Source organism: Bifidobacterium sp. MSTE12, assembly GCF_000513015.1.
GTDB classification, from domain to species: domain Bacteria; phylum Actinomycetota; class Actinomycetes; order Actinomycetales; family Bifidobacteriaceae; genus Bifidobacterium; species Bifidobacterium dentium.
In genome coordinates this window covers 38896-65678 of the sequence record NZ_AZYA01000019.1, presented here as the reverse complement: position 1 = coordinate 65678, position 26783 = coordinate 38896, and the positions used below count along the sequence as shown (strand labels likewise).

Sequence of the window (26783 nt, the reverse complement as noted above, 5' to 3'; positions counted from 1 at the left end):
CCGGCCGCCGGTCTGGAATGTCCCGGCGGCGTTCGGATCGATGGTGCTTCTCGGCATGTCCTGGCTCCTTTCCCTGGCGGGCGACGGCATGCCGTCCCGCGTCCCAAGGCGATTGTCGGCCGTGCCGGCCGGCGGCGCGGGACACGATGTCTACAAGGCCCTCCGGAAAAGAGGGGCGGGCGGATACGCATGTAAGTACATATGTATATGCGTATCCGCTTACGGATGCCGGGAACCGCGGGATCGGGATGCGGGGGTCACGCGACGGCCGGCCCACATGGCTCGTATGGGTGGCCCGGTTCATGCTCGGCAACCCTCAATCCGTCCCGTTGGTTCCGGCATCCGAAGCGGGATCATGGGAGGCGAGGGCGCGCGCCACCTGCTCGCGTTCGCGGCGGCAGAGCGTGGCGAACGCGCGGCGGACGAGGTCGTACGCCTCGTAATAGCTGGGATGGTCGGTATCCTCCTGCCAGACGAGCATGCCGGACCGGTCCGTGATCAACGCGCTGAACGCGTTGGGCTCCATGAGCGCGAGGGGCCGGAACAGGAGCGTCGAATGCGCGCCCGTGACCATGATCGAGGCGACGGCGAACGTTCGGCCCGGACCGGTCAGGCCGGTGTTCGCATGCCGGCCGGCCAGGCGGGCGGACAACGAGTCCGCGTATCCGTTGACGACGGCGAGGTCACGGATGGCGAGCTGCAGGCGCGTGCCGAGCCACGCATCCGGAAGCGGGTGGGCCGTGGACGCCATCATCGGCTCCATTTCATGTTCGTGTCGTTGAAGCCCGACCGTTCGATGTCACACATCTGCACGTTGACCGGGATGCCGGGCAGGCCGCCGAGCTTGACGAGGAACTTGCCGACGCCCTTGAAGCTCGCGTTCGCGTCGAAGTTCGTCGGCGTGGCCCAATCGGAGAGCATGTCCTCCTCGCGTACGCTGATCGGCAGTCCGGACTCGCCGCGCAGGTAGCGTCGGATCTCGGTACGGCTCAACGCGCCGAGGACCTTGATCTTGCTGCGTTCCACGAACCCGCGCGCCTTGTTGTTCTGCGCCTCGGTGTCGAGGCACATCAGGTCCGCGAACGTGTGCGTGATCATGATCTGGCCGACGCCCCACTGGCGGTTGAGCCTGGTGAGCAGGTCGAGCCGGTCGACCATGAGCGGGCTGGCGCGCAGGGCCCGGTGCATCTCGTCCATGATGATGACGTGGTTGCGTCGGGGCAGCAGTCCGGCCTCGGCCATCATGTCGGTCGCGTTCTTCGCGGCGAACGCGCCCGACCAGGTCGCGGCGAGCACCGCGGCGACCACGTCGTCGCCGCCCTGCGCCAGGGCGCTGATGTCGAAGTCGACCGGCCGGGACAGGTCGATGCGTTCGGTGGTCTGCTCGCAGAACAGGCGGCCGAACCGTCCCATCGGGTTCGCCAGCCCATGCAGGCTGGCGAGCAGGTCGCGCACGGCCCTCGCGTACGCCTGGTCGTTCTCGGGGTCGTCGAACACGGCCGCGGCGCGGATCTCGGGCGTGCCCTCCCTGATGAGGTCGCGCAGGTCGGGGATCACGGGAGGCTTCGGATCGTCCCTGGTGCGGTCGTGCAGGATCCTCAGCGCGGTGGCGAGCACGTTGGACTCCACGTCGGACACGGTGCGCCGTCCCTCCTCGCGGCCGGTGCGGCTGATGGTCAGCAGCACCTCCATGAGCGCGCTGCGCCGCTCGTGGTAGTCGGCGAGCAGGTCCTCGCGGGCCGTGCCGGCGAGGCTCCTGAGCGCGGCATGGATGTCGCCCGGGTCGAGCGGGTTGATGGACCCCAGGCCGCTTCCCAGGCGGATGACCTGTCCGCCGAGCAGACGGACGAGCCGCGCGTAGTCGGGTTTGAGGTCGCCGGGGATGATCGCGTTCATGCCCAGGGCGCCCATGCCCCATACCTGGCGTCGCACGAACGTGGACTTGCCGATCGCGGGCAGGCCCATGACGAACATGCTCGGCTGTTCGATGATGCCGGCGCGGAACCAGCTGATCGGATCGCAGCACACGCCCGCCCCGGTGGTCATGCTCCGTCCGATGGGCACGCCCTCGACCGGCAGGGCCATGTCGGTGCCGAACGGCCAGAAGCCGCCGCACACCTGCGTGCTGGTGCCGAAGAACTCGTCGACCGTGGGCATCAGGCCGGCCCGGCCGCCGCCCCTGCCGTCCCGTCCACGCCACGTGGCGGGCCGGGGCGCCGGCGGCGGGCTGGCGCGCAAGGTCGGCATGTCCGGATCGTCCGGACCGGACCCGTGACGTATGGCGGGACGTCGTCCCTCACGTTTCGGTTTCAAGATGGCCTCCCCGTTCTCATGACAGTTGGTTGAACACGCTCGGCGGCGTGTAGTTCCGCAGGTTCAGGCCGAGGGGCAGGCTCGCGGCGAACGCGCTGTCCTGGGCCCCGTAGCAGGGTCGCAGGTCGATCCTCGCACTGCCGGCGGCGCCCTCGACCGCATGCGTGGCGGCGTCGAGGCGGATCGCCTCGCCCTCGCCGGCGCGCACGGTCGCGGTGACCAGCAGGCCGAAGAACACGATGACAGCTCCCCTGTTCGTCTCGATGGCCTGCCGGTTGGCCTTGTTGACCTGGCTCATCGCGCCGATGGACGCGCGTCGCTCCTGGCTGACCTGGTTCGCGGCCCTCTGCCTGTTCTGTTCGGCCATGAACGCGGTCCTGTCGGGCGGCAGGATGTGGAAGATCACGGTGACGCGCTTGCGGTCGCAGTCCGCCAACGGGCCGAGCAGGCGGGTGAGCGTCGAACTGGTCACGTTCGATTTCGGCGGGTCGCACATCTCCCACGTACGGCTCACGCCCGAATCATGCCGGTAATGGTCCCAACCCGTCTCGCAGGCGACCGGCCCGGCGTCCTCCCATGCGATCCACGGCCGTTCCCCGTCCCGTTCGAGCGTGTCCTGCGCGGCCGGATCGTACGCGACGCGCACCATGCGGCTGATCTCGTCGATGGTCAGCATGCGGGCCGTGCCCCCTCCCGCGTCGGCGATGCGGCGGATCAGGCCGGGTACGAGCTGGCCGATCCGGCGTGCCGCGTCGTCGGGTTCGAGGAACCTGCCGGTGCGCGCGTCGACGTAGCGGAACGTGAGTGTGAGGACCACGCTGCTGGACGCGCCGCCGGACGCGTACAGGTCCATGATCTGCGCCATCGCCCTGGCGGCGAGTTCGGGCGCGTCAGCGACGGTGCGTCTGGCCAGGTTACGGCGGAAGCGTACGCCCGAATCCGGTGACGTGTCCACCGTGACCGCGAGCTGGGTGACGCCGGCCTCGCTGCCCAATGCCTCGAGCAGGCCCGCCCACGAGGCCACGTACGCGTCCTCCACGTCATCGTCGGCCAGTCCCGCGCCCTGCGGCTGGCAGGCGAACGGGAGCGAATATTCGCCGGTGTGCCCGTGGCGCATGAGGGTGAACCGTTCGCCGAACCCGTCGTCGGCCTCGACCAGGGAGACCCTGGACAGGATGCCGGGCAGCCGGCATTGGCCGGATTCGACGGGGGCGAGCATGCCGGACCGGTACAGGGCGCGGCCCTTGCGGGATTCGGCCAGCCAGGTGCGCCGTTCGACCGTCCGGTCGAGCACGTTGCGGTGTTCGCGGTCGCGCACGGCAAGCACCGTGATGGCGCCGATGCCGACGGCCGCGGTGACGATGGCCGCGACCACGTTGACCATGGACAGCATCAGGGTGACGACGAGCACGCCGAGGCCCGCGAGGGTCAGGGGTCTGCCGATGTTGCGGATGCCGCCCGCGATGGGGCGCATCCAATCGCCGTAGGTGGTGTTGGAAGCCATTCAGAACTCCTTGGTCTTGCGTGCGGCGGTGCGGTTCGCTCCGTCCGGGCCTTCCCCGTCCGTTCGGACGGGTCCGGCGCCGGACGGGGCGTCGGACGGCCCCTGCACGGCGCGCGCGCCGTCGGGGGTCCCGCCGGCGGGCGGGCCGCCGGAGCCGGCGGATGGGTTCGCGGCCCCGGACGGGGACGCGGAGGGTCCCGGGCCGGCCGCCTTCGCCCCGTCCGGGGCTACGCCCGCGCCCGACGCATGGTCGGGATCGTCGGGCGGGGACGCGCCGCCGGACGTGGGTCCCGTTCTGGGACCGCTGCCGGTTCCTGGACCGGTGCCGGACAGGCCGCCCGGAGGGTCGCCGCCGGAGGCGCCGGCCGTCCGCCTCGCCCCGTCGGGGGCCGATGGCCTGCCTCCGCCGGAGGCCAGGCCCGTCATGGCCTTCGCGCCGGCCTTGAGCGCGCCGCCGGCGGCCATGACGCCCATGCCGGCCATGCCGCCGAGCATGGACGGGATGACGCCGCCTCCGCCGACGCTGCCCGCGACCGCCGGGACGATGAGCCTGATCATCGCGGGCAGGAGCACGATCACGCTGATGGTGAGCATCAGCGTGATGGCCTGGCTGTCGTCCCCGGATCCGGCGGTGACCATGATCGAGCAGCCGGCCGCCATGACCAGCGCGGCCACGGGCTTGTACAGCAGGAACGCGAACAGCCATCCCATGACCTTGCCGAACGCCTGCCGGCCGGTCTCCGTCCAGCTCATCGCCGCCCACATGGGCGCGACGCCGACCATGATGGGCAGCAGGCCGGCGCGCAGGTAGCAGAACACCTTGCTGATGAGGTTGCAGAGCCACATGACGATGGTGAGGGCCAGGGCGATGGGCAGGTCGAGGTTGAAGAACTCGCTCGCGGCGAGGGTGTTGTGGCTCCACGCGGTCTTCATCATCGAGGAGGCCGCCTTGAGTACGCCGGCGGTCCACGTGTCCACGGTGCCCTGGAACAGGTTGACGAACCCCGCCAGGCACACGCTGGTGAGCATGGCCCACATGAACGCCTTGCCCAATGGGATCAGGTCGCGGCCCTCCTGCGTGGTGATGAGCTTGAAGCCGGCCGCGAGCACGCCGCACACGGCGGCGATCAGGAGGAACGGGTCGACCTGGAGCCTCACCCAGTCCGACACGAAGAACGAGGTCCCCTCGCCGGGCGTCCATGACATGAGCGACGGGTTCGTCACATGCGACGCGCCCGCAGGGTCGCCCATGTACGTGGTGGACGCGCGTTTGAAGAACATCAGGGCGATGGACGCGGCGGACGAGCCCATGAACACGCCGAGGAATATCCATCCGACCCGGCCGAGCAGATGCCCGTCCATGCCGCCGCCGGACGCCTCGCCGATCCGCCAGACGATGCGCGCGCCCAATATGGTCAGGCTGATGGCCGCGGCGATGACGAGCACCGCCTGCGCGATGTTGAGGTACTTGTTGGCGTTCGCGTCCCACGCGTCGTACATGGGGGTCGCGTTGGCCTGCAACGTGGACACGGTGCCGGACGATGCGACGAGCGTGTTGCGGCTCGTGCTCAGCCAGTCGATCGTGTCGTCGGACTGCTGCTCGTACATCGTCCACATGGTCTTCTCGAGCCAGCTGAGCTTGCGGGTCTTGTCGCAGGAGCCGGTGGACGCGTTGTAGGTCCAGGGTCCCTGCTCGGATGTCTCCTCCTGGTAGGTGTTGGCGAGGGCGACGCACTGGTTCGCGGGGACCGCCGCGAGATACGCCTTCGCGCTGCCGTTGAAGTACGGGTTGATGGCGTTGGCCCAGTTGGCCTGCGCGTAGGCGAGCTGGTTGCCGCGGATCAGCTTGCCGACCCCGCCGGACGGGATCTTCATGGAATACACGGTCTGCGTGTCGGAGATCTCCTCGTCGCCGAATTTGAGGTCGCCCTTCAGCGAGTCGAAGTTCGGCCCGCCGCATGCCGTGAGGGAGAGCGTCGCCGCCAGCGCGAGGAGGATCGCGGCCAGGCGGCCCTTGCGCCGGCCTGCCATCCGCTCAGCAGCTTTCCGCGACGGACAGGCCGAGCGCGCTCATGAACGCCAGCGCGCCGGAGACGATGAAGATGCCGACGACCCAGTTGATGAGCTTGTCGAACGTGTCGTCACGGTCCGGCACGCCGTCGCCCTGCTGGCGCAGCACGTGCACGCCGATGCGGATCAGCGCGACGATCGCGACGACCAGGCCGAGGGCCTTGACCCAGCCGAGCGCGGTGGCCACGGGGCCGGAGAAGCCCGGCGGAAGGCATGCCTTCGGGTTCTGCAGGTCGGCGAGGACCATGCCGTAGGCGGTGGCCTCCGCGGCCGTGATCGTGGCCGTGATCTTCGCGGCAAGGATTTCGGACAGCATGTTCTTCTCTCCTTTTCGGATGATGGTCATGTCCATCCCATCGTCGGCCCTGACGGTAGGGCCGACGGGGCACGGCGTCTACAGGTTTCCGTCCCGCCGGCCGAGTTCCCCGGCCATCCGCGCATAGGCACGCGGATACCGTTCGGGGAACCCGTCGAGGTCAAGGCCCCTGATATGGGGCAGACGCCACAGATACGGTGCGACGGAGCCGACGAGCAGGACGCCCCTGCGCAGGGCACGCGGGGTGCTCACGGTCGGCATGGTGACCGCGACGCCACACAGGACGGTCGGGCCGAACAGTCCCGCATCCCAATCCGCGAGCAGGGAACGCAACGATTCAAGCCCGCGCCCCGTGCACATCGAGCACAGGACGATCCGGCTTGGTCTCGACGGGTCCGTGCTGACGGGCAGGGCACGGCCCGCCTCCGCATACCGATCCCTCGCGCTCATGAGGATGGTGGTGCATCCCGCTCCCCCATGAGCGGCGACGAGCCAGACCCTGTCGGTCGGCTGCGCCGGAAACGACGGCAGGAGCCGTGTCATGGGCGGCCGCGACGGCAAGGCCGGACCGGTGACGGGGCGTGGTGGCAAGGCCGGCTGGTTCATCATCTCCATACCTCCCGTTCAACGGCGGACGGTATGGCCGTCGGTGGACGGGCCCGTATCCGCCATGGCGTCGGCGCGCGGCCGTTCGCGTTCTCCGTCCGGCCCGTCCGTTCCGGTCCGATGGTTCGGTTCGATGCCGTGGATCAGGGCGGCCGACAGGTTCCTGAGCATCTCGTCCTCAGGTTTGACACGGAACAAAAGATCCGCGAAATGCTTGCATCTCGCTGCGGAATCGCCTTCCAGATAGCTGATGGACGCGGCGATGCGGTACGCGCCGGCCCGATCGGCGGATGGTTGGATCAGACACGCGAAATCCTCGAACAGGGCCGGGATGTCCTGGAGGAACGAGCAGGCGATGGCATGCGACACGTCGTAGTCGGACGGCAGCATGATGGAGCGCAGGTTCTCGAACACATTCCAGGTGGACCGCCCGTCCAATGCGGCGATGACGTCGAAATCCTCGAACGGGGTGTCCGGCCGGGTGATCTTGACGATGACCGCGTCCATCAGCCCGTTCGGTTCGACCATGCCCCGCAATGCGGAGACGACGCGGTCGTCCGCAATCCTCGAGACGCCCGTACGGTATCTGCTTGCCTTCATATCCTCGAGGAGCCCGTACATGTCCTCGACTTGCTGGCGGGTTGCCTGTGTCATTTCACCGGCCTTTCATCGACATTGTCCTTGATCCGGATGCCATTCCATCCTGATCCGTCGGGCGGGCCATGACGGTGCACCACGTCTACAGGTTTCCCAACCCACGAAGCAATGTGAAGACGGCCGAATATATATTGTGAGCATGCATATACGTATGCGAGTGGATAGGGAGAAGCGGGCGGGGGAAGCACAGCCAATGATGATGCTGATTGATTCGAGTGTCGGCTTTGCGGGACGGCAATGGTCTTGGGAACGGGAGTGCGATACGATGTGGTCGCCACTGATCGTCTGCGGAACCTGGTCGCCTAACGACGTGAACGCGCTGCCTCCTCATGGACGAGATTGGGGTACATTGAGCTTGTGCTTTTTACGGTACTGTGGATTGCTGGATGTTGGCGTGGGCTTCTCCGACAGATGTAGGTAGAAGGTCATGGCTCTAGCTCGATTGGTAGTGCACATGAGGTGTTCGGGTCGTCAAGCTTGCCATGGCTTTGGTCGATGACGTATCCGGCAGCGGTGGATCCGATGAGTTCCCGGGCGCTGCCGGTCTTTTTCCGGAACGAAACGCCTCTCGCCCGCCACTGACCCAGCCTGTCGCATTCGCTTGCGGCTTGGATTCGCATCTACCGCATTGCCTCCCTTTTTTTGACGTTGGCACCTGCTTAACGCCAAGGATCAGGGTGCATTCTCAACTGACCTATAAGGCCCATCCATGTATCGTTAGTGATTTCGCGCTTGAATATCGCTTCAAGCCGGGATGGCACAATGAGCGGAGTATAAGGCTATGCCTTCCAGATTGAAGTCGCATTCACGGGTCAGTGGCGAAGAATCCTAGTGGTCACTGAATGCGGAACGACGAATCAACGTAGAAAGATAGTAGCCGACACGACCCTCTATGAATGGTGCGAGTTAACATTCAGTTCGGCGTTCAGAATCGATTCGATTGGTTCGTAATGGTCAATCACTGCCTGACGATACGCTGCGACATTCCCGGCAATCGCCGCATCGAGCATACGATGATGAGATTCGGCCGTCTGGCTCAACGAAGCGGATACCTGCAAATCAAGCTGTGGCAAAACCGCCATATGCACTTGCCACAGACAGCGCACCATCTGCTCGGCCACTGCGTTATTGAGATTGCGCAGAATGCCGATATGGAAATTAATATCCTCACGGAGGAAAGTCTTGCCGGCAAGTGCGTCTTGTGTCATTTGTGCCGCGATCGCACTCAGTTCCGGCTGCGGAATCCCGTGTAACGCGATGCACACTTCGTCGGCACATCCGATGTCGAGGAAGCGACGTAGTTGCACAACATTACGTAGGTCCTCGAAATTCTGTCCAACGGATACCATTGAACGCAACGCAAGGGTCTCCACCATTGGATCGAGCGATAATGACCCTACAAAGGTTCCTTTGCCATGCTCCACACTGACGATATTTAATGCTTCGAGTTTGCTCACCGCCTCCCGCACGGAGGAACGCGACGTTTTCATCATCTCGCAAAGTTCAGTTTCAGTGGGTAGTGAATCGCCTGGATGCAATCGTTTACGGACGATATATGCCTTAATCGTATCCATCGCCTCATCACAACGGCTGCGTTGGGAAGCACGTGTCGCTATCGCGGGAGTGAGGTCATCTGCCGCGACACGAGACAGAAATACTAAAGACGGGGGGACGGTATGATTCTCTTCTTCCCTGTTTGTCGCAGTTCCTATCATGGCGATTTCCTTTCCTCTCCGACGGACGCATCATCACAACGCATTTTTGCCGAACCATTGGGACGGCAGAATGGTAAAATACAATCCCGCGGTTTCACGCTCCCATAACAATCCTAGTGAATGATCCGGGAGAACGGACATGCACTGATATACGTAGTGATATGGATTGAAACAGCGATTTACATCCCATGTGTTGCCGCCATCATGGCTTAAACGCAGTACGCCACAGCCACGATACGGACGCATCATCGAGGCGTTCGCAAAGACGACAGTATCCGAGGCTTCGCCAATCCGCCAATCCTTGCGGGTGGGGTCGGGCATCATGACGGCGTTCGGCTGGCAGAAAATCTCGGGAATCACGGGATCGAATTTAACTTCATCCCAAGTCTGGCCTCCATCATGGCTGATGGCCCGGCCCACGTGACCGCAAGGATGTTGATTACGGAAGAACACAACCACATCACCATTGGCGCGTTCTATGAACACTGACTCATGTGTGGTGTCTTCGTCACGATCGATGTGTCGTTCGTCAATGATCCGACCATCGTTGATTCGTCCTTCATTGATCGACATTCCACGGTGCCATGTTTCTCCATGGTCATCGGAATACAACGCACCGCCAGCATTATACTTGGCTGAATCGCCTGTGAGATAGTATGGAATCAGCAGACGCCCTTTGTGGTGCCCTTGCGACAGCTGGATGCCATTGCCCGGTGAAACGCCAAGGAATCCCATCCACTCCTCCTTAACCATGTGGCTGATTACCCGCGGAGCGGACCAGGTTTCGCCGTCATCATCAGAATGCACCTCCACAAGATAACTTGTTCGTTGGGTCAGCAGACTCTCATGAGGATCGATACCCGACTTGAGGTAGATGTTGCCTCGCGGCTTGTCGCCTTGGGTCACATTTCCTTTATCATCAACGCGATACTGAGTGGCGACGCCCTCTAAATCAGTAACCGAACCATCCTCCTGCAACAGGTATTGCGCGCCATTGGTATCGTGCAGCACAAAACGGCCTTCAGCATCGACGCCCATAGCTCGTTCGGCATTCGCGAATCCGACGCCGCCAGGAAAATGATCAATCAAAACCGTCACGCGGCCGGTCTCCCGGTCAGCCACCAGACAGGAGTCGATGGTGGAAGCTCCATTCAATCCCTTGCCGGGATAAGCAATCACCGTCTGCATTGGCAACCAAGTCGCGCCGCCGTCAAGCGAACGACGAATAACGAAATGGATTTCATTGGGCGAATCATTTGATATCGTCACACGCTGATCGGCGCCTGCGATCAGTACGCCCGACGCAGTGGTGATTAATGAAGGGATGCGGTAGCTGGCGGACCCTTCGTACCCCTTATCGAAAATGGCGGTATCAGTCGTAGGTTCGACACCGGCAAGGGCCTTAATCTGTCCATCAGTTAGCGCATAGCCAAATATGCCGCCATTACGCACTTCGCCATACAGTCGAGAACCAGATGTGTCCTCGCCGATGGAAAACTTAGTCAATCCGTTCAACGCATCTAGGAAAAACTGTCCTGGCTGATGCAACTGCAGGTAGCCATCTACATAGATGTCAATGGCGCCGCGGAAAGCCCTGATGGCCAGGTCATGGAACCCGCCGTCATTCCATAGGCCGGCAGCATGGTAGATGGCCCATTCACCATCTACCAGTATTCTGTAGGTGAAGCCTTCGTCGTCGATGGACACGTTCATCGCCTCGCCCTGCTCATTGGCCGCGGCCACAATGGTGCCGAACTGATTCATGCCGCGCACGCGGAAGCAGGCGTAAATGGTTCCGGCAGACAGTTTCTCGATGCGTCGTAGGTCATGTCCAGCCAAATACGCGGCGGCGAATTCGACATCGGCGATCGGCGACACGGTAGAGGCGGCAATCCATTCGCTATTCAAGGCCTCGTCATGAATCGTCATATTGGAGACGACGCCCTTCGCCGTCTCGATGATGCCTTGTTCGGCATAACGGGTCGGCACCAGGTTAGTGGCATTAGCGAAGCATTGATAACCGTCAAGATACACACGCGTGCCAAATTCGCCGAAGGTCAAGGTAAGGTCATGCCTACCACCAAGGCCAACGCCAAACGTGTCCTCGATATCGAGTTCAATGGGTGGCTCATTGGACGGAGACTCGACCCACAACGCGGCATGTCTGACCGCGACTGACATCAACACCGCGTCGTCCGAGCGAATCACCATGAGCGGCGTGTCGACTGACGTCTCGAATCGTATTGATATAGAGCCTGATTGATGAGGAAAATCATTGGCGGACCATGCGTATGACGAGACCACGGCAACTCCTTCGTTCTTGGTCACCACCCAGACATATGATGTCTGATGACATAACAAGTGTATCATGACTTTCTGAAACACAAAGGAATCAACGCCAAGAAGCGCTATGGCTCATATTCAACGACCATCAATGTCCACTTTGACGATAGTGTTGCGGGGCATCTCGACTTGCATGACTCTTATATGAGACGAACCGCCAAGCAGACAAGGCGAGGTGGCTGAATCCGCCGGTGGATGGCGTGCCGTTTCGCGGAGGGAACCAACGAAGCGTGCTCCGTATTCTTCTGTTGGATCGACCATAAGGTCCCAATCTTGGCGCTAGGGCGGCTATCAGCCTCCTGAGCAGCAAGGATGGTTCTTGGCGACACCACCACCGAGCAGATGTTCGGCCATGCGAAAGACCGGTTCTACACTGTGCAACGAGTTTGACTCGTACGAGCGATCCAAGGCCAGGTCCGACACATTATGCGTTGGAACATATGACATCGGATACGGCTGCGAGGGACATGCCACGGAATTCCTCCAGGGCATGTCCCTCGCGGCCTGGCCCCTCTATCTTCACAAACAACACCTAGCAAAACGGAACACTGTTCCATGGTCGAGGCCTTGGAGGGGTGCGGGTATTAGCGGATCGGACGTCCCGCACACCAGACATGATCGACGGATAGAGTGGCTGGATCAAGCAGCAGCAGGTCGGCCGCGTACCCAGCGGCCACCAAGCCGAGCGGGGCACCGGTGATCGCATTTGGTCTATCAAGTCCGATTGCCCGGGCAGGTGTCAGCGTAACGGCGGCGATCGCGTCAGGAAGTCCTATACCTAGCTCCTTGACGGCACGTTGGACGGCGACTTCAAGTGTCAGAGTGGAACCGGCAATCGCACCATTGGATATCAGACGAGCATGGCCATCAACTACGGCGACATCCAACGCACCGAGTTTATAGGCTCCGTCAGCGCAGCCGGTCGCGGCCATCGCATCGGTGACGAAGGCCACGCGGCCGGGGGCCATCGACATACCGAGGGCGACCATGGGGTTCCGGACGTGGAAACCGTCGTTAATGAGTTCGATGATGATGCGCGAATCATTGACGGCCGCCGGGATGGGTCCAGGTTCGCGGTGATGCATGCCATTCATCGCGTTGAACATGTGGGTCATGATCCGCGCACCCCGATCGAAGGCACGGCGGGCCGTGTCGTAGTCGGCATCGCAATGGCCCACCGCGGGAGTCACACCGGCCCCGGCGAACCGGGAGATGGCTTCGAGGCCATACTCACGCTCGGGTGCGATGGTGATTTGACGCAGACATCCGTCGGCGGCTTCCAGCAATGCGTCCACCCGTCCGGGTGTAGGATCAACAAGGCAATTCGGATCGTGGGCGCCCTTGCGCCCCAGCGCAAGGAATGGTCCCTCCAGATGCGCACCCAGTACATCGGGGCGCCGCGACGTCTCGCGCGCGACGACGGCGAGGTTGGCGCACATCACGTCGAGCGGATTGGTAATGAGGGACAGCACTTGCCGCGTAGTTCCATGGTTCATATGCCAGGCACGCGCCACAGCGATGGCGTCGGCCCCATCATCGAAGGAACATTCCCAAGCGCCATGGGCGTGAATATCCACATAACCGGGCGCCAGCCATGCCCCTTGTCCATCGATCACGCGGATATGATCCGCACCGCCCATCATCTCAATGTGCGTGGCGAGATCATCATCGAAGGTGCCTGACGCATCGATGGCGCCATCGACAACGCTTACCCAGCTATGCGGTATCACGCCACGCGCATCGACCAGCTCAACTCCCTTAATCGCGAAAGTCTGTGCGGATCCGCACACGGCTTTATCGATGCGGCGACCCTCCTCGATATGTCCGATCATGGTCTTGCTTTCCCGTTTCAGATGCCTTGCCAGTCCGGCTTGTTGTCAGTGACCCAGCGGTAATAGTCGACATTATGCAGTTTGCCGGCCGCCGCCTCATCGATAACCACCGTGACATGTGGATGTAACTGCAGCGCTGAGGCCGGGCAACTGGCGGACACCGGTCCCTCCACCGTTGCGGCCACAGCATTCGCCTTGCCCGTGCCGAAGGCAAGCAATACCAGATGCCGGGCTTTAAGAATCGTGCCGATGCCTTGGGTGATGCAATGGGTGGGCACTTCGTCGAGGTTGCCGCCGAAGAATCGTGCGTTGTCGACACGAGTCTGTCTGGCCAACGTCTTGATGCGCGTACCGGAAGCCAGTGAGCTGCCTGGCTCATTGAAACCCACATGGCCGTCGGTGCCTATGCCGAGAATCTGCATATCAACGCCACCAGCCGCCTCGATGGCGCGATCATAAGCCGCCCCGGCACCACGCATCACCTTGGCATCATTCATTGATGCGCCATTTAACGCGTCACCCGGCACATGAACCTTCTGCGGATCAAGCCCGATTACATCGGTAACCGTACGTTTGATGGTAGCGTGATACGACTCCGGGTGAGTCAATGGCAACTCGAGATACTCGTCGAGCGCATAGCCGCTGACCTGAGACACATCGATGTGGTTGGCCTTGACTCTTCCGGCCAGATGCCTATAAACCTTAAGAGGACTAGAGCCCGTGGCTAAACCCAGTACGGCATCCGGCTTCGATTCGATGAGCGTGGCGGCGCATTGAGCGACCAATTCGCCTGCTTCATCCTCATTTTTGACAATGACTACTTCCGCCATGGCGGTTCCTTTCCAACGATTCTCGATATCCCCCAGTTGGAGCGGGACCATTCCGGCTAGGGGGATCATCGACTCTTAGCGCGTCGATGCGCTCACCTCGGCCGGTGTACGTTTCAGCTCCATACCGCAATCGACAAGCACTCTTGCGATAGCCGCAACATTCTCGCCTTGAAGCGGCAATACGGGGTTAGGCATCTGATTCGTATCGAATACGCCCAGTAGTGCCATTGCCGTCTTAAATGCGCCGACACCCGCGCCGAAGCCGGAAACTCCTTGCGTCACATTCACAATGGCCATCAGCCGTGCTAATTTGGCCTGCTCAGCACGTACGGTCTCCCAGTCACCGGACTGATAGGCATTCCACATGCGCACGTACCCTGTGCACTCCACATTGCCCAGCCCCGGCACCGAACCATCGGCACCCGCCATATAGGCACCATCGACTACGATCTCCTGACCAGTAAGCAGGGTGAGTGGGTGGCCCGCATCCGCGTTGGCATCCACGAGGAACCTAAACGCCACATCGTCGTTTGAGGAATCCTTGACGCCCGTCAGAACACCATCCCTACCAAGCCGAATCAGCATGTCATTCGATAGCTTGACATGCACACACACCGGAATGTCATAGGCGAACAACGGCAGTTCAGGCACGGCCTCGTGAATGAGACGAAAGTGGCGCTCGATTTCCGGTAATCCGCCCAGCGCATAGAAAGGCGCGGTGGCGACAATGGCCGAGGCACCGAGTTTTTCGGCCTCAATGGCATGTTCGATAACACGGTCGGTCTCGGTATCGATGCAGCCGACAAACACCGGAACACGGCCATCGACGATCTTCATAACGGCCTCAATGATGTCTTTGCGTCGCCCATCGGTGGAGAAAGCGACCTCACCAGATGAACCGAGGGTGAATACACCATGCACGCCGGCCGTAATCATACGATCCAACGAACGCCGGAAGCTCGACAGATCCAGCTGACCGTCGGCAGTCAACGGAGTGACGACGGGGGGAATGACGCCGTGGAAATGTTGGGTCATAGTAGTGTCTCCTTAGTGATTAATGGATGTGGTGATTGATAGGATCACGCGCATTCAGCGGCGGTCGGATGCAACAGCGAGGGCGCGGCGCCCATGAGGATTTTGGTATAGTCATCCTGCGGATCGCGCATCACCGATATGGTTGCGCCACGTTCGACGATCGTGCCCTTGTTCATTACCACGACTTGGTCCGAGATGTAGCGCACGGTTTGGATGTCATGACTGATGAACACCATCGACAAGCCCAATGTTTTCTTCAGATCACTCAATAGGTTGAGAATCTGCGCACGGACGGACACGTCCAGTGCCGAGGTCGGTTCATCGGCGATGATGGCATCCGGGTTGAGGCTCAAGGCGCGCGCAATAGCCACACGCTGACGCTGACCGCCGGACAGCTGGCCCGGCAAAGCACCCAGCACCTGGCTAGGGAGTCCGACCATATGGATCAGTTCCTCAGCCCGATTGAGTCTGGCTTTCCTGTCACCCAGCTTATGCACGACCAGTGGATCAATGAGCTGGTCGATCACGCTCATGCGCGCGTTGAGGGCAGTCGCCGGATCCTGAAAGACCACGGAAACCACGCGACCGATGGCCATGCGTTCTTTGGCGGTGCGGTGGGTCACGTCTTGACCTTTGAAGAAGACCTTGCCCGACGTAACCTGTTGCAGTCCGCACATGATGTTAGCGGTGGTGGATTTACCGCAGCCGGACTCGCCGACAATGCCGATGGTCTGACCGGGCATGAGCTTCAGGTTCACCTTATTGACCGCGGTGATTCTGTTCTTGTGGAACAATCCCGAACCGGCTCGCGTTGTGAAAACCACCTCCGCATCCTTAAGCTCGATGATCGGAGCGCGGGGATCAGCCTGCGTGTGATCTGACATGACCTGACTCATCGTGCACCTCCTTCGGTTTCGACAGTGGCGACTATGCCGGACGTCGCATCAGAGTCTGATGGCAATGGCAATGCCGCATAGCAATGGTAGGTTCCAGGCACCTGCTTCATAATGGGTCGGGTATTGAGTCCGACATCAGGGTGACTGCTACGTGGGGCGAATCGATCGCCCTTCGGGAAGTCGGCCGGACTGGGTACCGTGCCAGGCACTTGATGCAAGCGGGCGGCACCAGCCTCAATTGATGTGACCGAACCTAGCAGGCCGCGGGTGTACTCATGACGGGGATCTGTGAGAATCTCCTTGGTGGAGCCCTGTTCGACGACCTGACCGGCGTACATCACGGTGATCGAGTGAGCGACCTTGGCCACCAGAGCGAGATCATGAGACACGAAAATCATTGCGAAACCCAACTTCTCGCGCAACTCGTTCAAGAGTTCTATGACCTGCTTCTGCACGGTTACGTCAAGCGCAGTAGTAGGCTCATCACACACTAAGAGCTTAGGGTCACGAGTCAGGGCCATGGCGATGAGCACGCGCTGACGCTGACCGCCGGACAACTCATGGGGATAAGACTCCAATGTACGCTTGGGATCAAGTCCTACCAGTTCAAGTAATTCCTCAGCACTGCGCGTGCCGCCACGACGAGTCAGCTGCTTCATCTGTGACTTGATAAGCATTGAGGGGTTCAACGAACTCAAGGCATCCTGATAGACCATGGCCATCTCGTGGCCTCTCAAGGCATTGTGCTCCTTGGCGCTGAGTTTGACCAAATCCTTGCCATCGAACAGAATCTGCCCGCTGATTTTGGCCTTGGGATCCAGAAGGCCCATAATGGCCAGAGAGGTGATGGATTTGCCGCAACCGGACTCGCCGACCAGGCCCATCGTCTCGCCGGGACGCACCGAGAAGCTCAGGTGATCCACAACATTGACGTCTCCATGACGAGGAAACTGGATGCATAGATCCTTGACCTCGATCACTGGGGGTTCGGTGCTCGTTGGTTGGAAACGGTCCGTACGCTTCAACTCGGCTTCGCGCAGCTTGGTCAAGGATTCGACCAGCGCCTCATGCTGCTCCTTGTATGCAGCAACGGGATCGGTGAGGATACGATCCTCCTTACGCTCAGCCTCAGCGTCCGCGGCCGTCTTGGTAACGGTCGCAGTGGGTGCGGCCACCATGGCATCGGTAATGCCTTCGGACAGGATATTGAGACAAAGTACCGTGATCATAATCGCTAAACCAGGGAACATCGCCTGCCACCAGTAGCCGAAAATCACACCTTCCTTGGCGGAGGACAGGATATTGCCCCAAGTGGGGGTCGGCTCAGGAATGCCCAGGTTGATGAAGCTCAGTGAAGCCTCGAATACGATGGCATCAGCAACGCACAGCGTGGTGAATACCATCACCGGGGCAGCGATGTTACGCGTGACGTGCTTGTAGAGAATCCACGGGGCGCGAGCACCGGAAACGATTACGGCACGCACATAGTCCTTGCCATATTCGCTGATGATATTGGCACGCACGATGCGGGCGATCTGCGGTACATACAGAATGCCGATGGAGATGATGATGCCAATCATCGACTGGCCGAGAATCGAAACGAACACAGCGGCCAAGGCGATGCCCGGCACCGACATAAACACGTCGAGAACTCGCATGATGATCTCGGAAATCCACGTACGGCTCACCGCTGCGACGGCACCGATGATCACGCCAAGAATCAGGGCGAAGAGGATCGAGAGCAGACCGATCACCAACGAATAGCGGGCACCGTAGAAAACACGCGACATCACGTCACGACCCACTTGGTCGGTTCCGAAAAGATGATCGCTGCTAGGTGGCTGATAACTCAAGGTGATCGCCAACGGATCCTGTGGGGAGATCAACGGAGCGAACACAGCCACCAAAACCAATAAACCCATGAAGGTCAGAGCCAGCTTGGCACCGATTGTCATATTGCCGAATTTATGGAACCCGACACCAGGCTTGGAAACGGCGTCGGCGATTGTTCGTTTGCCAAATAACATATCAGACCTCCCTGATACGCGGGTTGATGAGGACATAGAGCAGATCAACGACGATATTGATCACGACGAACGCAAGCGCCACGATTAGTACCACGCCTTGGACCAGAATCGGCTCATTGCCATTAATGCCTTCGAACAGCGCCGTACCCATGCCGGGCAAGGCAAAGATGATCTCAGTGATGATTGCGCCTCCCATGAGGTAGCCGATCTTCATGCCGAGGGTAGTCACCGGGGTGATCAGCGCGTTACGAAACACATTGCGCGCAATCACAACGCTCTTAGGTACGCCGGAACCGATGGCAGTGCGCACATAGTCCTTGTCCAGTTCCTCGACCATCGAAGTACGGATGATGCGTGTCAGCTGGCCGGCAACCGGTAATCCCAGCGAGAAGGCCGGCATGGCCATGCGCCTCAGATAAGCGGTCGGATTATCGAGAAATGGCTGCAACATACCAGCTCCAGGCAGCCAAGACAACTTGATCTGGAAGATGTAAATCATCAAAACACCCAGCCAGAAGCTCGGGGTCGCAATCGCAACGATGGAAATCACTCGTATGGCCTGATCAACCCATGTATCGCGGTACAGGGCTGCGAGCACGCCAAAGATCACGGCGAAGACCACCGCAATCACCAATGCGATGAACGTCAGTTGCAGTGTAATCGGGAAGGCCTGGGCGATACGTGATGATACTGAGTCACGATTAACGCCATATGTGCCGAGATCCCCTCGGAACAAACCTCCCAGATAGGAGAGGAATTGCGCATACCATGGTCGGTCGAATCCCATCTCATGGCGATAGGCCTCGAGCTGGGCCGCGGTGGCATTCTCACCGAGCGCCGTGGCGGCCGGATCATACCGTGAGAACGACATGAGGAAGAATACCAAGAAGACAACGCCGAACGCCACGAATGGCAAGGAGACCAATCGTCGCCCCAGTAAACGGAGTAAGTTACTCAAATGTCAACCCTCATTTCTCATATGAAAATTGATGTGCGCCCCGGGCACGGTAACGTCCCAAACCGTGCCCGGGAACGATGCATCAGCCGATTTTGCTGTTGAGTAGGTACAGACCCGTGGTACCGATGGGGCTGACCTTGGAGAAGGACCCCTGACGGACGGCAGTGGAGATATTACGATGGAACAGGCCGTATATCGGTACTTCGTCGGCGACAACATCCATCGCCTGATTCCAATAGCTTTGGCGCTGGTCCGTGCTTGAGGTCGCAGTGGCCTTCTCCATGAGTTCGTGAAGCTTGTTGTATCCATCCGTGCCATACCAGAAAGTGCGTTGGCGAGTCCATGTCGAATCGCCAAGCCACCAATTCAGTAGCACATCGGGATCGTTGCCGAACACAGTCGGATCTCCGGGGGCGAGCACCATTGAGAAATCGGCGTCATCCTTATCGGTAATTGTCGGGAACAGTGCGGAAGACTTCATCGACTGGATATCCACATTCATGCCAATGGCCGCCAAATCATTCTTGATCTGCGGAGCCAGCTGGGTAATCCAAGTCTGATCAGTGGTATATAGCGTGAAACTGATTGGGGACGTCACACCGGCTGCCGCCATCAGCTCCTTGGCTTTATCCACGTTGTAAGAGTACACGGTGGAGGCCTTATTATAGTATTTGCTGTCTTCCGGCATGAAACCGGTCAGCGGCTTGGCCTCTCCGGAAAGCTGGTTCTTAATCAGATTGTCCACATTGATCGCATAGAACACTGCCTGACGCACACGCTTGTCATCGAAGGGCTTCTTCTTCGTATTGAACATGATAAAGGCCTGGTTGAAGCCGCCGACGGTCTGAATGTCGGAACCGGCAGACTTCAAGGTCTGGAAGGCATTAGCGGGCACATTCTCCATGATGTCGTTCTGTCCCGATTGCATGGCGGTGACACGGGCGGTGTCATCCACGTTGACATTCCATACCATGTGGGCGGCCTGCGCCGGGAAGTCGCCGTTATACAGGTCGTTCCTGTCGAATTTGACCTGTTGATCATTAATCTCCGTGTACTTCCACGGACCCGAGCCGATCGGCTTCTTTTTCAGATCTTCGTCCGATTGCGAGGCTGGTACCACGTGCACCAGCGACATGCGCTCCTTGACCAAGTTGAATGGGGTCTTGAGCTTGAAGGTCAAGGCGTTATCCCCGTCGGTCTCGATGGTGTCGATGAATTTCAGCATCGGCTGATATACACTGCCTTCGACCATCATGCGGTCGAATGATGTTTTCACATCGTTGGCGGTCACCGAATTGCCATCGGAGAACTTGGCCCCGTCACGAATGGCGACCTTGTACTCGGTGTCGGAAATCTTCTCGGGATCGCCCTTGGCCAAACCGGAAGTCAAATTACCGGTGGACATATCAAGAGTGTACAAGGCCTCGGTAACATGCCAGTTACCGCTCATCGGCAGGGCCATCGACGTTGACAACGGATTAAAGTCACGGCTGGAATACGCCACTTGCGCGGTAATGGTGTCCTTCACCACCGTACCGGATGCCGAGGTACCACCCGACGAACCACAACCAGCCAACGCCATCAACCCGGCCACCGTGGCGGCGACCGCTACTCTGAACATTTTACGTTTCATGGTCACTCCTCTTCCTCGAGTTTGTTGCGAACCTGTTCTGCGGCGCCAGACGATTGCCGCCCGGACCGTCGGACACTCCCCAGCTAGGCTTCTCTGCCACGGATAGTTATCTGACGTCAGAACTATCAAAATCATATGATGTCTGATGTCTGTTGTCAAATTGTGTCTCTTTCTGGTTCCTCAGCACGCTGACATCCGTCGGCTCGCCACAACCGTGTATCGGGAGGCACTCTTCCATCCGCCATCGCGCCGGTGCACGCGCATCATCTCAACGAGACGTAACTCTAATACCTGGCTACTTAACCAGTCGGCGGGAGGGCCTCCTCATGCTGATATCCGGGCGATTCCGAACACCGAGGTCACAAGGATGCTATGTCTCACATACGCGCCGCAAACCAACGCGTAATCGATGTGGGATGTGTGATGGCGGTGCCGACAACCGCTGCCCACGCTCCCATGGCCATCACCTGGGTGAGTTGGTCAGGTGTATGGATACGACCTTCGCACAGTACTGGCGTGGCATCGCCAAAGGCCGCGACCATCCGCCCGAGCAGGTCGAAATCCGGACCATCGGTTTTCTTGCGCTCCCCTGTGTATCCGGACAGCGTGGTGGAAATAATATCGCTGCCGGCTTCGACCGCACGCTCAGCATCGGCAAAGGAACCACAATCAGCCATAACAACGATGCCTTCGTCATGCAACGCACGGACGGTATCGGCATAGGTGCGGCCGTCAGGCCGTGGCCGACCGGTCGCATCGATGGCGACGATGTCGGCGCCAGCGGATGCGCAGCAACGAGCATGGCGCAGTGTCGGCGTGATATACACTCCCTCACGGCCGTCTTTCCAGATGCCAATCACCGGCACTTCAACCTGTCCCTTGATGGCGGCGATATCGGATAGGCCTTGGCAGCGGATACCGACCGCGCCACCTTCCACAGCCGCCATCGCCATCTGCGCCATGGTCTCCGGATGGCGCAGCGGCTCGCCCGGATATGCTTGGCAACTGACCACCAGTCCACCTTTTATTGCTTCGATCGCAGGATGCATAGCTAGTTCCCTTCACTTGGTTTCGATGTACAGGATTATTTATAGACATGCGCGCTTTGGTCGCGCTCAACGGAGCGGCGGCGCACCCAGCGGATCACGCATGGAAGAAAGATCGTTCGGCGGCGACAGCGGCACCGATCAGTGGGGCCGAACCACCGAGTTCGCCTTCAATTAATGGTGTCGGACGAATCAAGGGCAGGGCCGAGGCCACGAATCCGCTGCGCAGCGCATCCCACCACTGCGGGCCCGCTTTGACCACCGAGCCGGAGACAATGACCACATCGGGATCGACAGTATTAGCTATGCCACCAAGTACGAAGCCCAGAGCATGAGCGCTGGCCTCAATCGTACGCATGGCGTGTTCCTCGCCGGCCATAGCGCGGCGTGCAACCTCGACTCCGTCAGGGACCATGGTGGCGTCGGCGACATTGACCGGCAACGTAACGTTGTAAAGATCTCTGAGTCCCGTACCGGAGGCGACCGGCTCAATATGGCCTTCCATAGTGCCGCAGGAGCAACGGAATCCCTTGCCCAACCTACTAGCGACATGACCCAAGTGTCCGGCCGCGCCATGCGCACCAGTAAAAAGACGTCCATTAACAATCAGCGCACCGCCGATACCCGTACCCACTCCTAGCGACAGCACCACTTCATTGCCACTTCCCGCTCCGAATATGGCTTCGCCAATACCATGGGCACCGACGTCACCAATCATATGGACCGGGATGTCGGTAGCCGCGGCGAACGCGTCATAGACGCGCTGTCCACGCCATCCCGGCAGAATATCGGTGGCCGAGAGGATTACGCCATTGCGCGAGTCGGGAACACCGGCAGTCGCAATGCCGATGCCGGCGATAGGCATTCCACCGGGTTTTGCCGCCTCTTTCAGTCGTCCGCGGGCGCAGTCGACCAACCTCCTACACAGCACTGTCCCCCCGAGGTCAGCTTGGGTGGGTATTTCTTGGAGGTCCTGCACTTGCGGCTTTTCGTCGCGCTCGTACTTACCCTGATGAATACGGTCGGGCAATGTCACGAAGGCTGAGGCGATTTTGGTACCACCAATATCAAAGGTGAGATAGGTTCGTGCGGTCATCAGAGCACCACCGCATCGTGAATGTGAGATAGGAATTCGAGACGTTCGGTCAGCGTGGCGTCCTCGGGCACCACGACTTTGGCGCCGATATAGTCTACGGCATCGTCCGCCGCACATACGCAGGCACGAATCCGTTCAACATCCATCAGCGAGGTTGGTTCATCAGGGGCCATCGGCAGGTGACCATCAATCCAGGCATAGCCATATTGCGTCTCATCAGGGCCTGCTCCGGAAAACATCAGCCCTTTAAGTACTCCTGCTTCACGGGCGGCACGGACATGATCTTCGGCTGTTCGGGCGACACGACTCTCAACCACCGAACGTCCCCAATTAATGATGATTCCGATGCCGGTGTCTCGTGCCAGCTCAATCTCCGACTCGATTGGAAGGAAGCCCTTTTCCGGTTTCTGCCCTTCGACGTAACGGTCACAGTGCTCAATCACCAGCTTGGCGCCATGCCAGTCCCAGTCAGCCATGGCTTCCAAAGACATGGCCATAGCACTGGCATCACTCAACCTGGTTGGCGCAGTGTGGATTTCTACATAGGCCACGTCGGCCGAACCCCTGCGTTGGGTGAAATCTTCGAACGCCGTATGCAGATCACCCATCATCATCAACGCGGCCATGCGGCCGTCCACGTCGGGACTGGCCAGGCCGAAGTTCGGATTCTTCCATACGTGCTGCATGGTACCGGGAATAGCGGTGATGGTATTGGCATGCCAATGTGTGGGCAGTACCTTGGCCAACCACCGCCGCGACTCAACATCAGCTAAATCTCCTGGAAAGGGAATCTCGGCACCGTTAATCCATCTCTGGCGACCGAGAAGCCGGTAGTAGTCGCACTGATCCTCACGGGACCGAGGCAGTGAGGCATATGCCCCGACAATGAATACCGATTCCGCCATGATTCCTCCTTGAATTCGATGTGGCGCGACACCACTATTCATCAGACATCATACCTCTTAACTGTCGCTCCTGCTACTCGCTACCCACCGTATAGTCACATTCCCGTGCATCACAGACGCACTCCGGCGCCCTCTTTTTATTGCCCTGGTTTCCTCCAGCAATGGCAGAATACCGCCGCTCCGTCTCCCCTGCCATTCCATGATGCTCTTTATACACTCAAATGCTTATACGCTTCATCCGACGCTCGGGTGAGCCGACCCATATGGTGATTAGACTGGGGGACAATGCCACTCGATCCATGAGGAGACCATGTCGCTCATGGTCACACCTTTCATAGCGGCTGTGAGCTTGAGACGGCGATGCAGTTCCGCCTCGAGGCTGAACGTCGCGTGAACGGTCCGTCCGGCACCCCGCGCGTCACACCCGTCGGAGGATGCCGCGGTGAAGGTCGCCTGGAGTCTGGATGCCGTGTCGATCGGCTTGCTGATGTTCATAACGGGTCACATCCTTCCCTGTTCGAGTCCCGCGAACGCTTCGATGAGCTCGTGGGCCACCAGCCCGTACCCGCTTGCGTTCGGCAGGCGGCCGGATTCGCTCGACCTGCGTATCGACTCCCTGAACGGGATCATCGCGTCGAACCGCGCCAGCCCCCGCTCGGCGAGGTATCGTTCGGCCCGTCTCAACGCGACGGTGTTCGCCCTGACCTGGGTCAGGAGCACGCTGCTGGGCCTGTCGATGGCTTGGGACGTCTCCCACATGCGGTCTAGGTCGAGACCGCCGGGCGTGCTGACGAGCACGACCAGCGTGCTCGCGTCGACCGCAGCTGCGATCAGGTCGGACTGGCTGGGCGGGGTGTCGACGAGCACCCACGTGTCCGGATCCGATGGCGGGACGGCGACCGTGAAACGGTTGGCGACCAGTACGTCGAACGGCAGAGGGTCGCCCGCGGCGCGGGCCTTGGACGCCCAGAGCGTCGCACTGCCCTGCGGGTCGATGTCCCTGACCTCGACCTTGCGGCCGAGACGGCTGAGGGCGAGGGCGGTGCAGATGGTGCTGGTGGTCTTGCCGACCCCGCCCTTCATGTTCGCCATGGCGATGATGCGTGGAATACGCGCTGTGCGGCTCATGTCCGGTCTCCTTTTCCGTCTGGTTGTGTTTCCCTCTCGCTCCCGCCGTTGTCGGCATGGGTCCGGATCCAATCGGAGGACCGTCGGACCGCGACTCTCTGCCGATAGGCGTACTGGTCCTCGCTCCTGCGCCGGCGGCCCTCGCGGGTCGAGGACTGCATGCGCACCTCCCTGACGAGTTCGGGATGCTCGCGCACCCATACCGTCAGGTTCCGGAGACGGGCGGGACTGGAGTCGGACAGGTCCACGCCGTCCTCCTCGGCGCGGTGGCGCAATAGACGCCTTGCCTTGACGTCGATCCCGCCCACGCGCCCGTGCTGTTCACGGGAGATGATGGTCTGCGCGATGCATTCGGCCTGGATGGGGCACATGTCGCACAGGATCCGCGCGGTGGTCTTCAGGACGCGACGGTCGGACTTGTTCTTGACCCGTTCGTTGTCGGTGCCCCACATGAGGTCCTGGATACCCAACGGCAGACCGGCACAAACCCCCGCCACCCGGCCGTTCGTCTCGTTCATCATGTCATCCCGATCCCTTCCCGACGGTTGAGTTCGTCGGCATGCCGCCTGCACGCCGTGTACCATTCGCTAGGTTTGCCATGGCGTAAGCTTCCTTCATGGCTATATTCGCTTTCGTGGGGTTTCATGTCGGCCAGGACGTGCGTGCAGGTCACGGAATGCACGTGACGTGTCACATGCGGCCCGGACGGCGCAGTCGCATGGGCCTGCCCGTCATGGGTGTGTGTCGAGGCGTCGAACGAACGTCGGCGTTCGATCCGGGAGACCGCGTAGTCGTTCGCCAGACGGTCCCAGACACGGGCGAGGTCCCGGACCGTGAGGATACGGGCCAGCCAGTACGTGTTCGCAGGAATCCAATCAATGACGTCGGCGACACGGGCCGCCGCGACCGTCTCGTCGATGCCGGCAGCATCAGCGATGTGGGCGATGAGCCCGGATGCCTTGGCGAGGTCCCGTCCGGATGGTTCCGGTGTGGGCAGCGAGAGCCCGGAACGTACGAGCGTGAGCCGGTCCACCACGCTCCGTGCCGCCTCCCGTCCGCCGATTATGCCGTTTCGTGTTCCGCTTGCGAGGTCCTTCCCGCTTGCGGGGAGATCTCCCATAGGGAGAGAGGGGTATTTGTTTATATATTTGTTCATATATGGGTCTGTCACCGATGACAGGGCTGTATTGTCACCGATGACAGGGCTGTCGGAGCCGAGCCCGTGCGGTCCTGTTCTTTCGTCGATGTCGTGGATCGGCTTGCCCCCAACGTTTTCCAGCCCTGTCATTTTGACAGTGCCGTGGATCTCCTTCCTCTCGGTGCGGGCCTGTCTCGCTTGGCGGCCGGGTTTCAGGGCGACTTTCTCCAATGTGACGCCCATGCAACATTCCCACACGATGGAACGGTATGGTTTGGCGATGTATTCGCCGTGTTCGTTCCATTGTGCGAGGCTCTGGTTGCCACGGCGGATCACGCCGGCCTTCTCGAGATCACGCAGGGCGCGACGGACCGAGGCCTCTGAGCAGTGGGCCTCGAGCATCAGCGTGTCAATCGTGGGCCAAGCGCTACGCCCGTCGGGCTGGCAGCGGTCGGCCAGGGCAATCAGGACAAGGCGTGACGTGGCGGTCGGGCACGGGGCCTCGCGCAACGCCCAGCTCGTGCACTGCCAACTCATCGCGCACCCCTTCCGATGAGTGTCATGATGGCGTGCAGGAGACGCGCGAGCAGACTTCCCGCCGTCAGGACGGCGTATAGGAGCGGGGTAAGCAGGCCGAGGCAGCAGAATACCGCGATAGTGAATACCAGATACATGGCTTCCATGTCAGTCTTCCCTTTCCGTTGCTTGTGAGGCCGTATGCGACTTCACAAGCCG

23 protein-coding genes are annotated in these 26783 nt (G+C 60.5%); all 23 read right to left on the bottom strand.

Features of this window, described 5'->3' with window-relative positions:
* Positions 1-316 precede the first annotated feature (316 nt).
* The 23 genes from HMPREF1494_RS05500 to HMPREF1494_RS05385 all read right to left on the bottom strand — a co-directional run bounded on the left by HMPREF1494_RS05500 (position 317) and on the right by HMPREF1494_RS05385 (position 26585).
* Positions 317-754 carry a hypothetical protein gene (locus tag HMPREF1494_RS05500; protein WP_231495344.1) on the bottom strand — a complete coding sequence of 146 codons (438 nt, stop codon included), beginning with the start codon at positions 752-754 and terminating at the stop codon, positions 317-319.
* Positions 751-2247 (bottom strand): ATPase, encoded by a 1497-nt coding sequence (locus HMPREF1494_RS05495; protein ID WP_129880123.1) that lies wholly within the window; start codon positions 2245-2247, stop codon positions 751-753. Before HMPREF1494_RS05495 ends, HMPREF1494_RS05500 begins: the two co-directional genes overlap by 4 nt.
* Positions 2248-2329: 82 nt before the next feature.
* The gene (locus HMPREF1494_RS05490) at positions 2330-3817 is read right to left on the bottom strand and encodes an SCO6880 family protein (RefSeq protein WP_034520617.1); all 1488 of its coding nucleotides are present in this window, start codon (positions 3815-3817) and stop codon (positions 2330-2332) included.
* The gene (locus HMPREF1494_RS05485; RefSeq protein ID WP_034520614.1) at positions 3818-5848 is read right to left on the bottom strand and encodes a hypothetical protein; all 2031 of its coding nucleotides are present in this window, start codon (positions 5846-5848) and stop codon (positions 3818-3820) included.
* 4 nt (positions 5849-5852) lie between these two features.
* The gene (locus tag HMPREF1494_RS05480) at positions 5853-6134 is read right to left on the bottom strand and encodes a hypothetical protein (protein ID WP_129880140.1); all 282 of its coding nucleotides are present in this window, start codon (positions 6132-6134) and stop codon (positions 5853-5855) included.
* Positions 6135-6281: 147 nt separating this feature from the next.
* Positions 6282-6746 (bottom strand): hypothetical protein, encoded by a 465-nt coding sequence (locus HMPREF1494_RS05475; protein ID WP_129880121.1) that lies wholly within the window; start codon positions 6744-6746, stop codon positions 6282-6284.
* An 81-nt stretch (positions 6747-6827) separates the two neighbouring features.
* Positions 6828-7463 (bottom strand): hypothetical protein, encoded by a 636-nt coding sequence (locus HMPREF1494_RS05470; protein WP_034520609.1) that lies wholly within the window; start codon positions 7461-7463, stop codon positions 6828-6830.
* A gap of 893 nt (positions 7464-8356) precedes the next feature.
* Entirely contained in the window at positions 8357-9181 is an 825-nt protein-coding gene (locus HMPREF1494_RS05460) for a FadR/GntR family transcriptional regulator (protein ID WP_229059266.1), read from the bottom strand.
* A gap of 33 nt (positions 9182-9214) precedes the next feature.
* Complete coding sequence (locus tag HMPREF1494_RS05455) at positions 9215-11485, bottom strand: sialidase family protein (RefSeq protein ID WP_051404723.1); 2271 nt, start codon at positions 11483-11485, stop codon at positions 9215-9217.
* 623 nt (positions 11486-12108) lie between these two features.
* Positions 12109-13356, bottom strand: coding sequence for an N-acetylglucosamine-6-phosphate deacetylase (locus HMPREF1494_RS05450; RefSeq protein ID WP_034520596.1), 1248 nt, complete (start codon positions 13354-13356; stop codon positions 12109-12111).
* A gap of 17 nt (positions 13357-13373) precedes the next feature.
* A complete protein-coding gene (locus HMPREF1494_RS05445; protein ID WP_034520593.1) occupies positions 13374-14186 on the bottom strand; it encodes a glucosamine-6-phosphate deaminase in 813 nt (270 codons plus the stop codon).
* Between the two features lie 75 nt (positions 14187-14261).
* Complete coding sequence (locus HMPREF1494_RS05440) at positions 14262-15221, bottom strand: dihydrodipicolinate synthase family protein (protein ID WP_034520590.1); 960 nt, start codon at positions 15219-15221, stop codon at positions 14262-14264.
* A gap of 44 nt (positions 15222-15265) precedes the next feature.
* Positions 15266-16117 carry an ABC transporter ATP-binding protein gene (locus HMPREF1494_RS05435; RefSeq protein WP_034520587.1) on the bottom strand — a complete coding sequence of 284 codons (852 nt, stop codon included), beginning with the start codon at positions 16115-16117 and terminating at the stop codon, positions 15266-15268.
* Positions 16114-18144 (bottom strand): dipeptide/oligopeptide/nickel ABC transporter permease/ATP-binding protein, encoded by a 2031-nt coding sequence (locus tag HMPREF1494_RS05430; RefSeq protein WP_034520585.1) that lies wholly within the window; start codon positions 18142-18144, stop codon positions 16114-16116. The genes HMPREF1494_RS05435 and HMPREF1494_RS05430 overlap by 4 nt, the downstream gene beginning before the upstream one ends.
* 1 nt (position 18145) lies before the next feature.
* Positions 18146-19102, bottom strand: coding sequence for an ABC transporter permease (locus HMPREF1494_RS05425; RefSeq protein WP_155807168.1), 957 nt, complete (start codon positions 19100-19102; stop codon positions 18146-18148).
* Between the two features lie 82 nt (positions 19103-19184).
* Positions 19185-20735: an ABC transporter substrate-binding protein gene (locus HMPREF1494_RS05420; protein WP_034520584.1), complete on the bottom strand. Its 1551-nt coding sequence runs from the start codon at positions 20733-20735 to the stop codon at positions 19185-19187.
* A 377-nt stretch (positions 20736-21112) separates the two neighbouring features.
* Positions 21113-21784: an N-acetylmannosamine-6-phosphate 2-epimerase gene (locus HMPREF1494_RS05415; RefSeq protein WP_034520583.1), complete on the bottom strand. Its 672-nt coding sequence runs from the start codon at positions 21782-21784 to the stop codon at positions 21113-21115.
* Between the two features lie 94 nt (positions 21785-21878).
* The gene (locus tag HMPREF1494_RS05410; RefSeq protein ID WP_034520581.1) at positions 21879-22877 is read right to left on the bottom strand and encodes an ROK family protein; all 999 of its coding nucleotides are present in this window, start codon (positions 22875-22877) and stop codon (positions 21879-21881) included.
* The gene (locus tag HMPREF1494_RS05405; RefSeq protein WP_034520579.1) at positions 22877-23782 is read right to left on the bottom strand and encodes a DUF4862 family protein; all 906 of its coding nucleotides are present in this window, start codon (positions 23780-23782) and stop codon (positions 22877-22879) included. Before HMPREF1494_RS05405 ends, HMPREF1494_RS05410 begins: the two co-directional genes overlap by 1 nt.
* Positions 23783-24052: 270 nt before the next feature.
* Positions 24053-24277: a hypothetical protein gene (locus tag HMPREF1494_RS05400; protein ID WP_034520577.1), complete on the bottom strand. Its 225-nt coding sequence runs from the start codon at positions 24275-24277 to the stop codon at positions 24053-24055.
* A gap of 6 nt (positions 24278-24283) precedes the next feature.
* Positions 24284-24910 carry a ParA family protein gene (locus HMPREF1494_RS05395; RefSeq protein WP_034520575.1) on the bottom strand — a complete coding sequence of 209 codons (627 nt, stop codon included), beginning with the start codon at positions 24908-24910 and terminating at the stop codon, positions 24284-24286.
* A complete protein-coding gene (locus tag HMPREF1494_RS05390; protein ID WP_034520573.1) occupies positions 24907-25431 on the bottom strand; it encodes a WhiB family transcriptional regulator in 525 nt (174 codons plus the stop codon). Before HMPREF1494_RS05390 ends, HMPREF1494_RS05395 begins: the two co-directional genes overlap by 4 nt.
* Entirely contained in the window at positions 25428-26585 is a 1158-nt protein-coding gene (locus tag HMPREF1494_RS05385; RefSeq protein WP_034520570.1) for a helix-turn-helix domain-containing protein, read from the bottom strand. The genes HMPREF1494_RS05390 and HMPREF1494_RS05385 overlap by 4 nt, the downstream gene beginning before the upstream one ends.
* Positions 26586-26783 lie beyond the last annotated feature (198 nt).

What these genes read in the sequence shown, in the direction of transcription:
- HMPREF1494_RS05500 (WP_231495344.1), bottom strand. Translation starts at nt 754, where the DNA reads ATGATGGCGTCCACGGCCCACCCGCTTCCGGATGCGTGGCTCGGCACG.
- HMPREF1494_RS05495 (WP_129880123.1), bottom strand. Translation starts at nt 2,247, where the DNA reads ATGCCGACCTTGCGCGCCAGCCCGCCGCCGGCGCCCCGGCCCGCCACG.
- HMPREF1494_RS05490 (WP_034520617.1), bottom strand. Translation starts at nt 3,817, where the DNA reads ATGGCTTCCAACACCACCTACGGCGATTGGATGCGCCCCATCGCGGGC.
- HMPREF1494_RS05485 (WP_034520614.1), bottom strand. Translation starts at nt 5,848, where the DNA reads ATGGCAGGCCGGCGCAAGGGCCGCCTGGCCGCGATCCTCCTCGCGCTG.
- HMPREF1494_RS05480 (WP_129880140.1), bottom strand. Translation starts at nt 6,134, where the DNA reads ATGGTCCTCGCCGACCTGCAGAACCCGAAGGCATGCCTTCCGCCGGGC.
- HMPREF1494_RS05475 (WP_129880121.1), bottom strand. Translation starts at nt 6,746, where the DNA reads ATGACACGGCTCCTGCCGTCGTTTCCGGCGCAGCCGACCGACAGGGTC.
- HMPREF1494_RS05470 (WP_034520609.1), bottom strand. Translation starts at nt 7,463, where the DNA reads ATGACACAGGCAACCCGCCAGCAAGTCGAGGACATGTACGGGCTCCTC.
- HMPREF1494_RS05460 (WP_229059266.1), bottom strand. Translation starts at nt 9,181, where the DNA reads ATGATAGGAACTGCGACAAACAGGGAAGAAGAGAATCATACCGTCCCC.
- HMPREF1494_RS05450 (WP_034520596.1), bottom strand. Translation starts at nt 13,356, where the DNA reads ATGATCGGACATATCGAGGAGGGTCGCCGCATCGATAAAGCCGTGTGC.
- HMPREF1494_RS05445 (WP_034520593.1), bottom strand. Translation starts at nt 14,186, where the DNA reads ATGGCGGAAGTAGTCATTGTCAAAAATGAGGATGAAGCAGGCGAATTG.
- HMPREF1494_RS05440 (WP_034520590.1), bottom strand. Translation starts at nt 15,221, where the DNA reads ATGACCCAACATTTCCACGGCGTCATTCCCCCCGTCGTCACTCCGTTG.
- HMPREF1494_RS05435 (WP_034520587.1), bottom strand. Translation starts at nt 16,117, where the DNA reads ATGAGTCAGGTCATGTCAGATCACACGCAGGCTGATCCCCGCGCTCCG.
- HMPREF1494_RS05430 (WP_034520585.1), bottom strand. Translation starts at nt 18,144, where the DNA reads ATGTTATTTGGCAAACGAACAATCGCCGACGCCGTTTCCAAGCCTGGT.
- HMPREF1494_RS05420 (WP_034520584.1), bottom strand. Translation starts at nt 20,735, where the DNA reads ATGAAACGTAAAATGTTCAGAGTAGCGGTCGCCGCCACGGTGGCCGGG.
- HMPREF1494_RS05415 (WP_034520583.1), bottom strand. Translation starts at nt 21,784, where the DNA reads ATGCATCCTGCGATCGAAGCAATAAAAGGTGGACTGGTGGTCAGTTGC.
- HMPREF1494_RS05410 (WP_034520581.1), bottom strand. Translation starts at nt 22,877, where the DNA reads ATGACCGCACGAACCTATCTCACCTTTGATATTGGTGGTACCAAAATC.
- HMPREF1494_RS05405 (WP_034520579.1), bottom strand. Translation starts at nt 23,782, where the DNA reads ATGGCGGAATCGGTATTCATTGTCGGGGCATATGCCTCACTGCCTCGG.
- HMPREF1494_RS05400 (WP_034520577.1), bottom strand. Translation starts at nt 24,277, where the DNA reads ATGAACATCAGCAAGCCGATCGACACGGCATCCAGACTCCAGGCGACC.
- HMPREF1494_RS05395 (WP_034520575.1), bottom strand. Translation starts at nt 24,910, where the DNA reads ATGAGCCGCACAGCGCGTATTCCACGCATCATCGCCATGGCGAACATG.
- HMPREF1494_RS05390 (WP_034520573.1), bottom strand. Translation starts at nt 25,431, where the DNA reads ATGATGAACGAGACGAACGGCCGGGTGGCGGGGGTTTGTGCCGGTCTG.
- HMPREF1494_RS05385 (WP_034520570.1), bottom strand. Translation starts at nt 26,585, where the DNA reads ATGAGTTGGCAGTGCACGAGCTGGGCGTTGCGCGAGGCCCCGTGCCCG.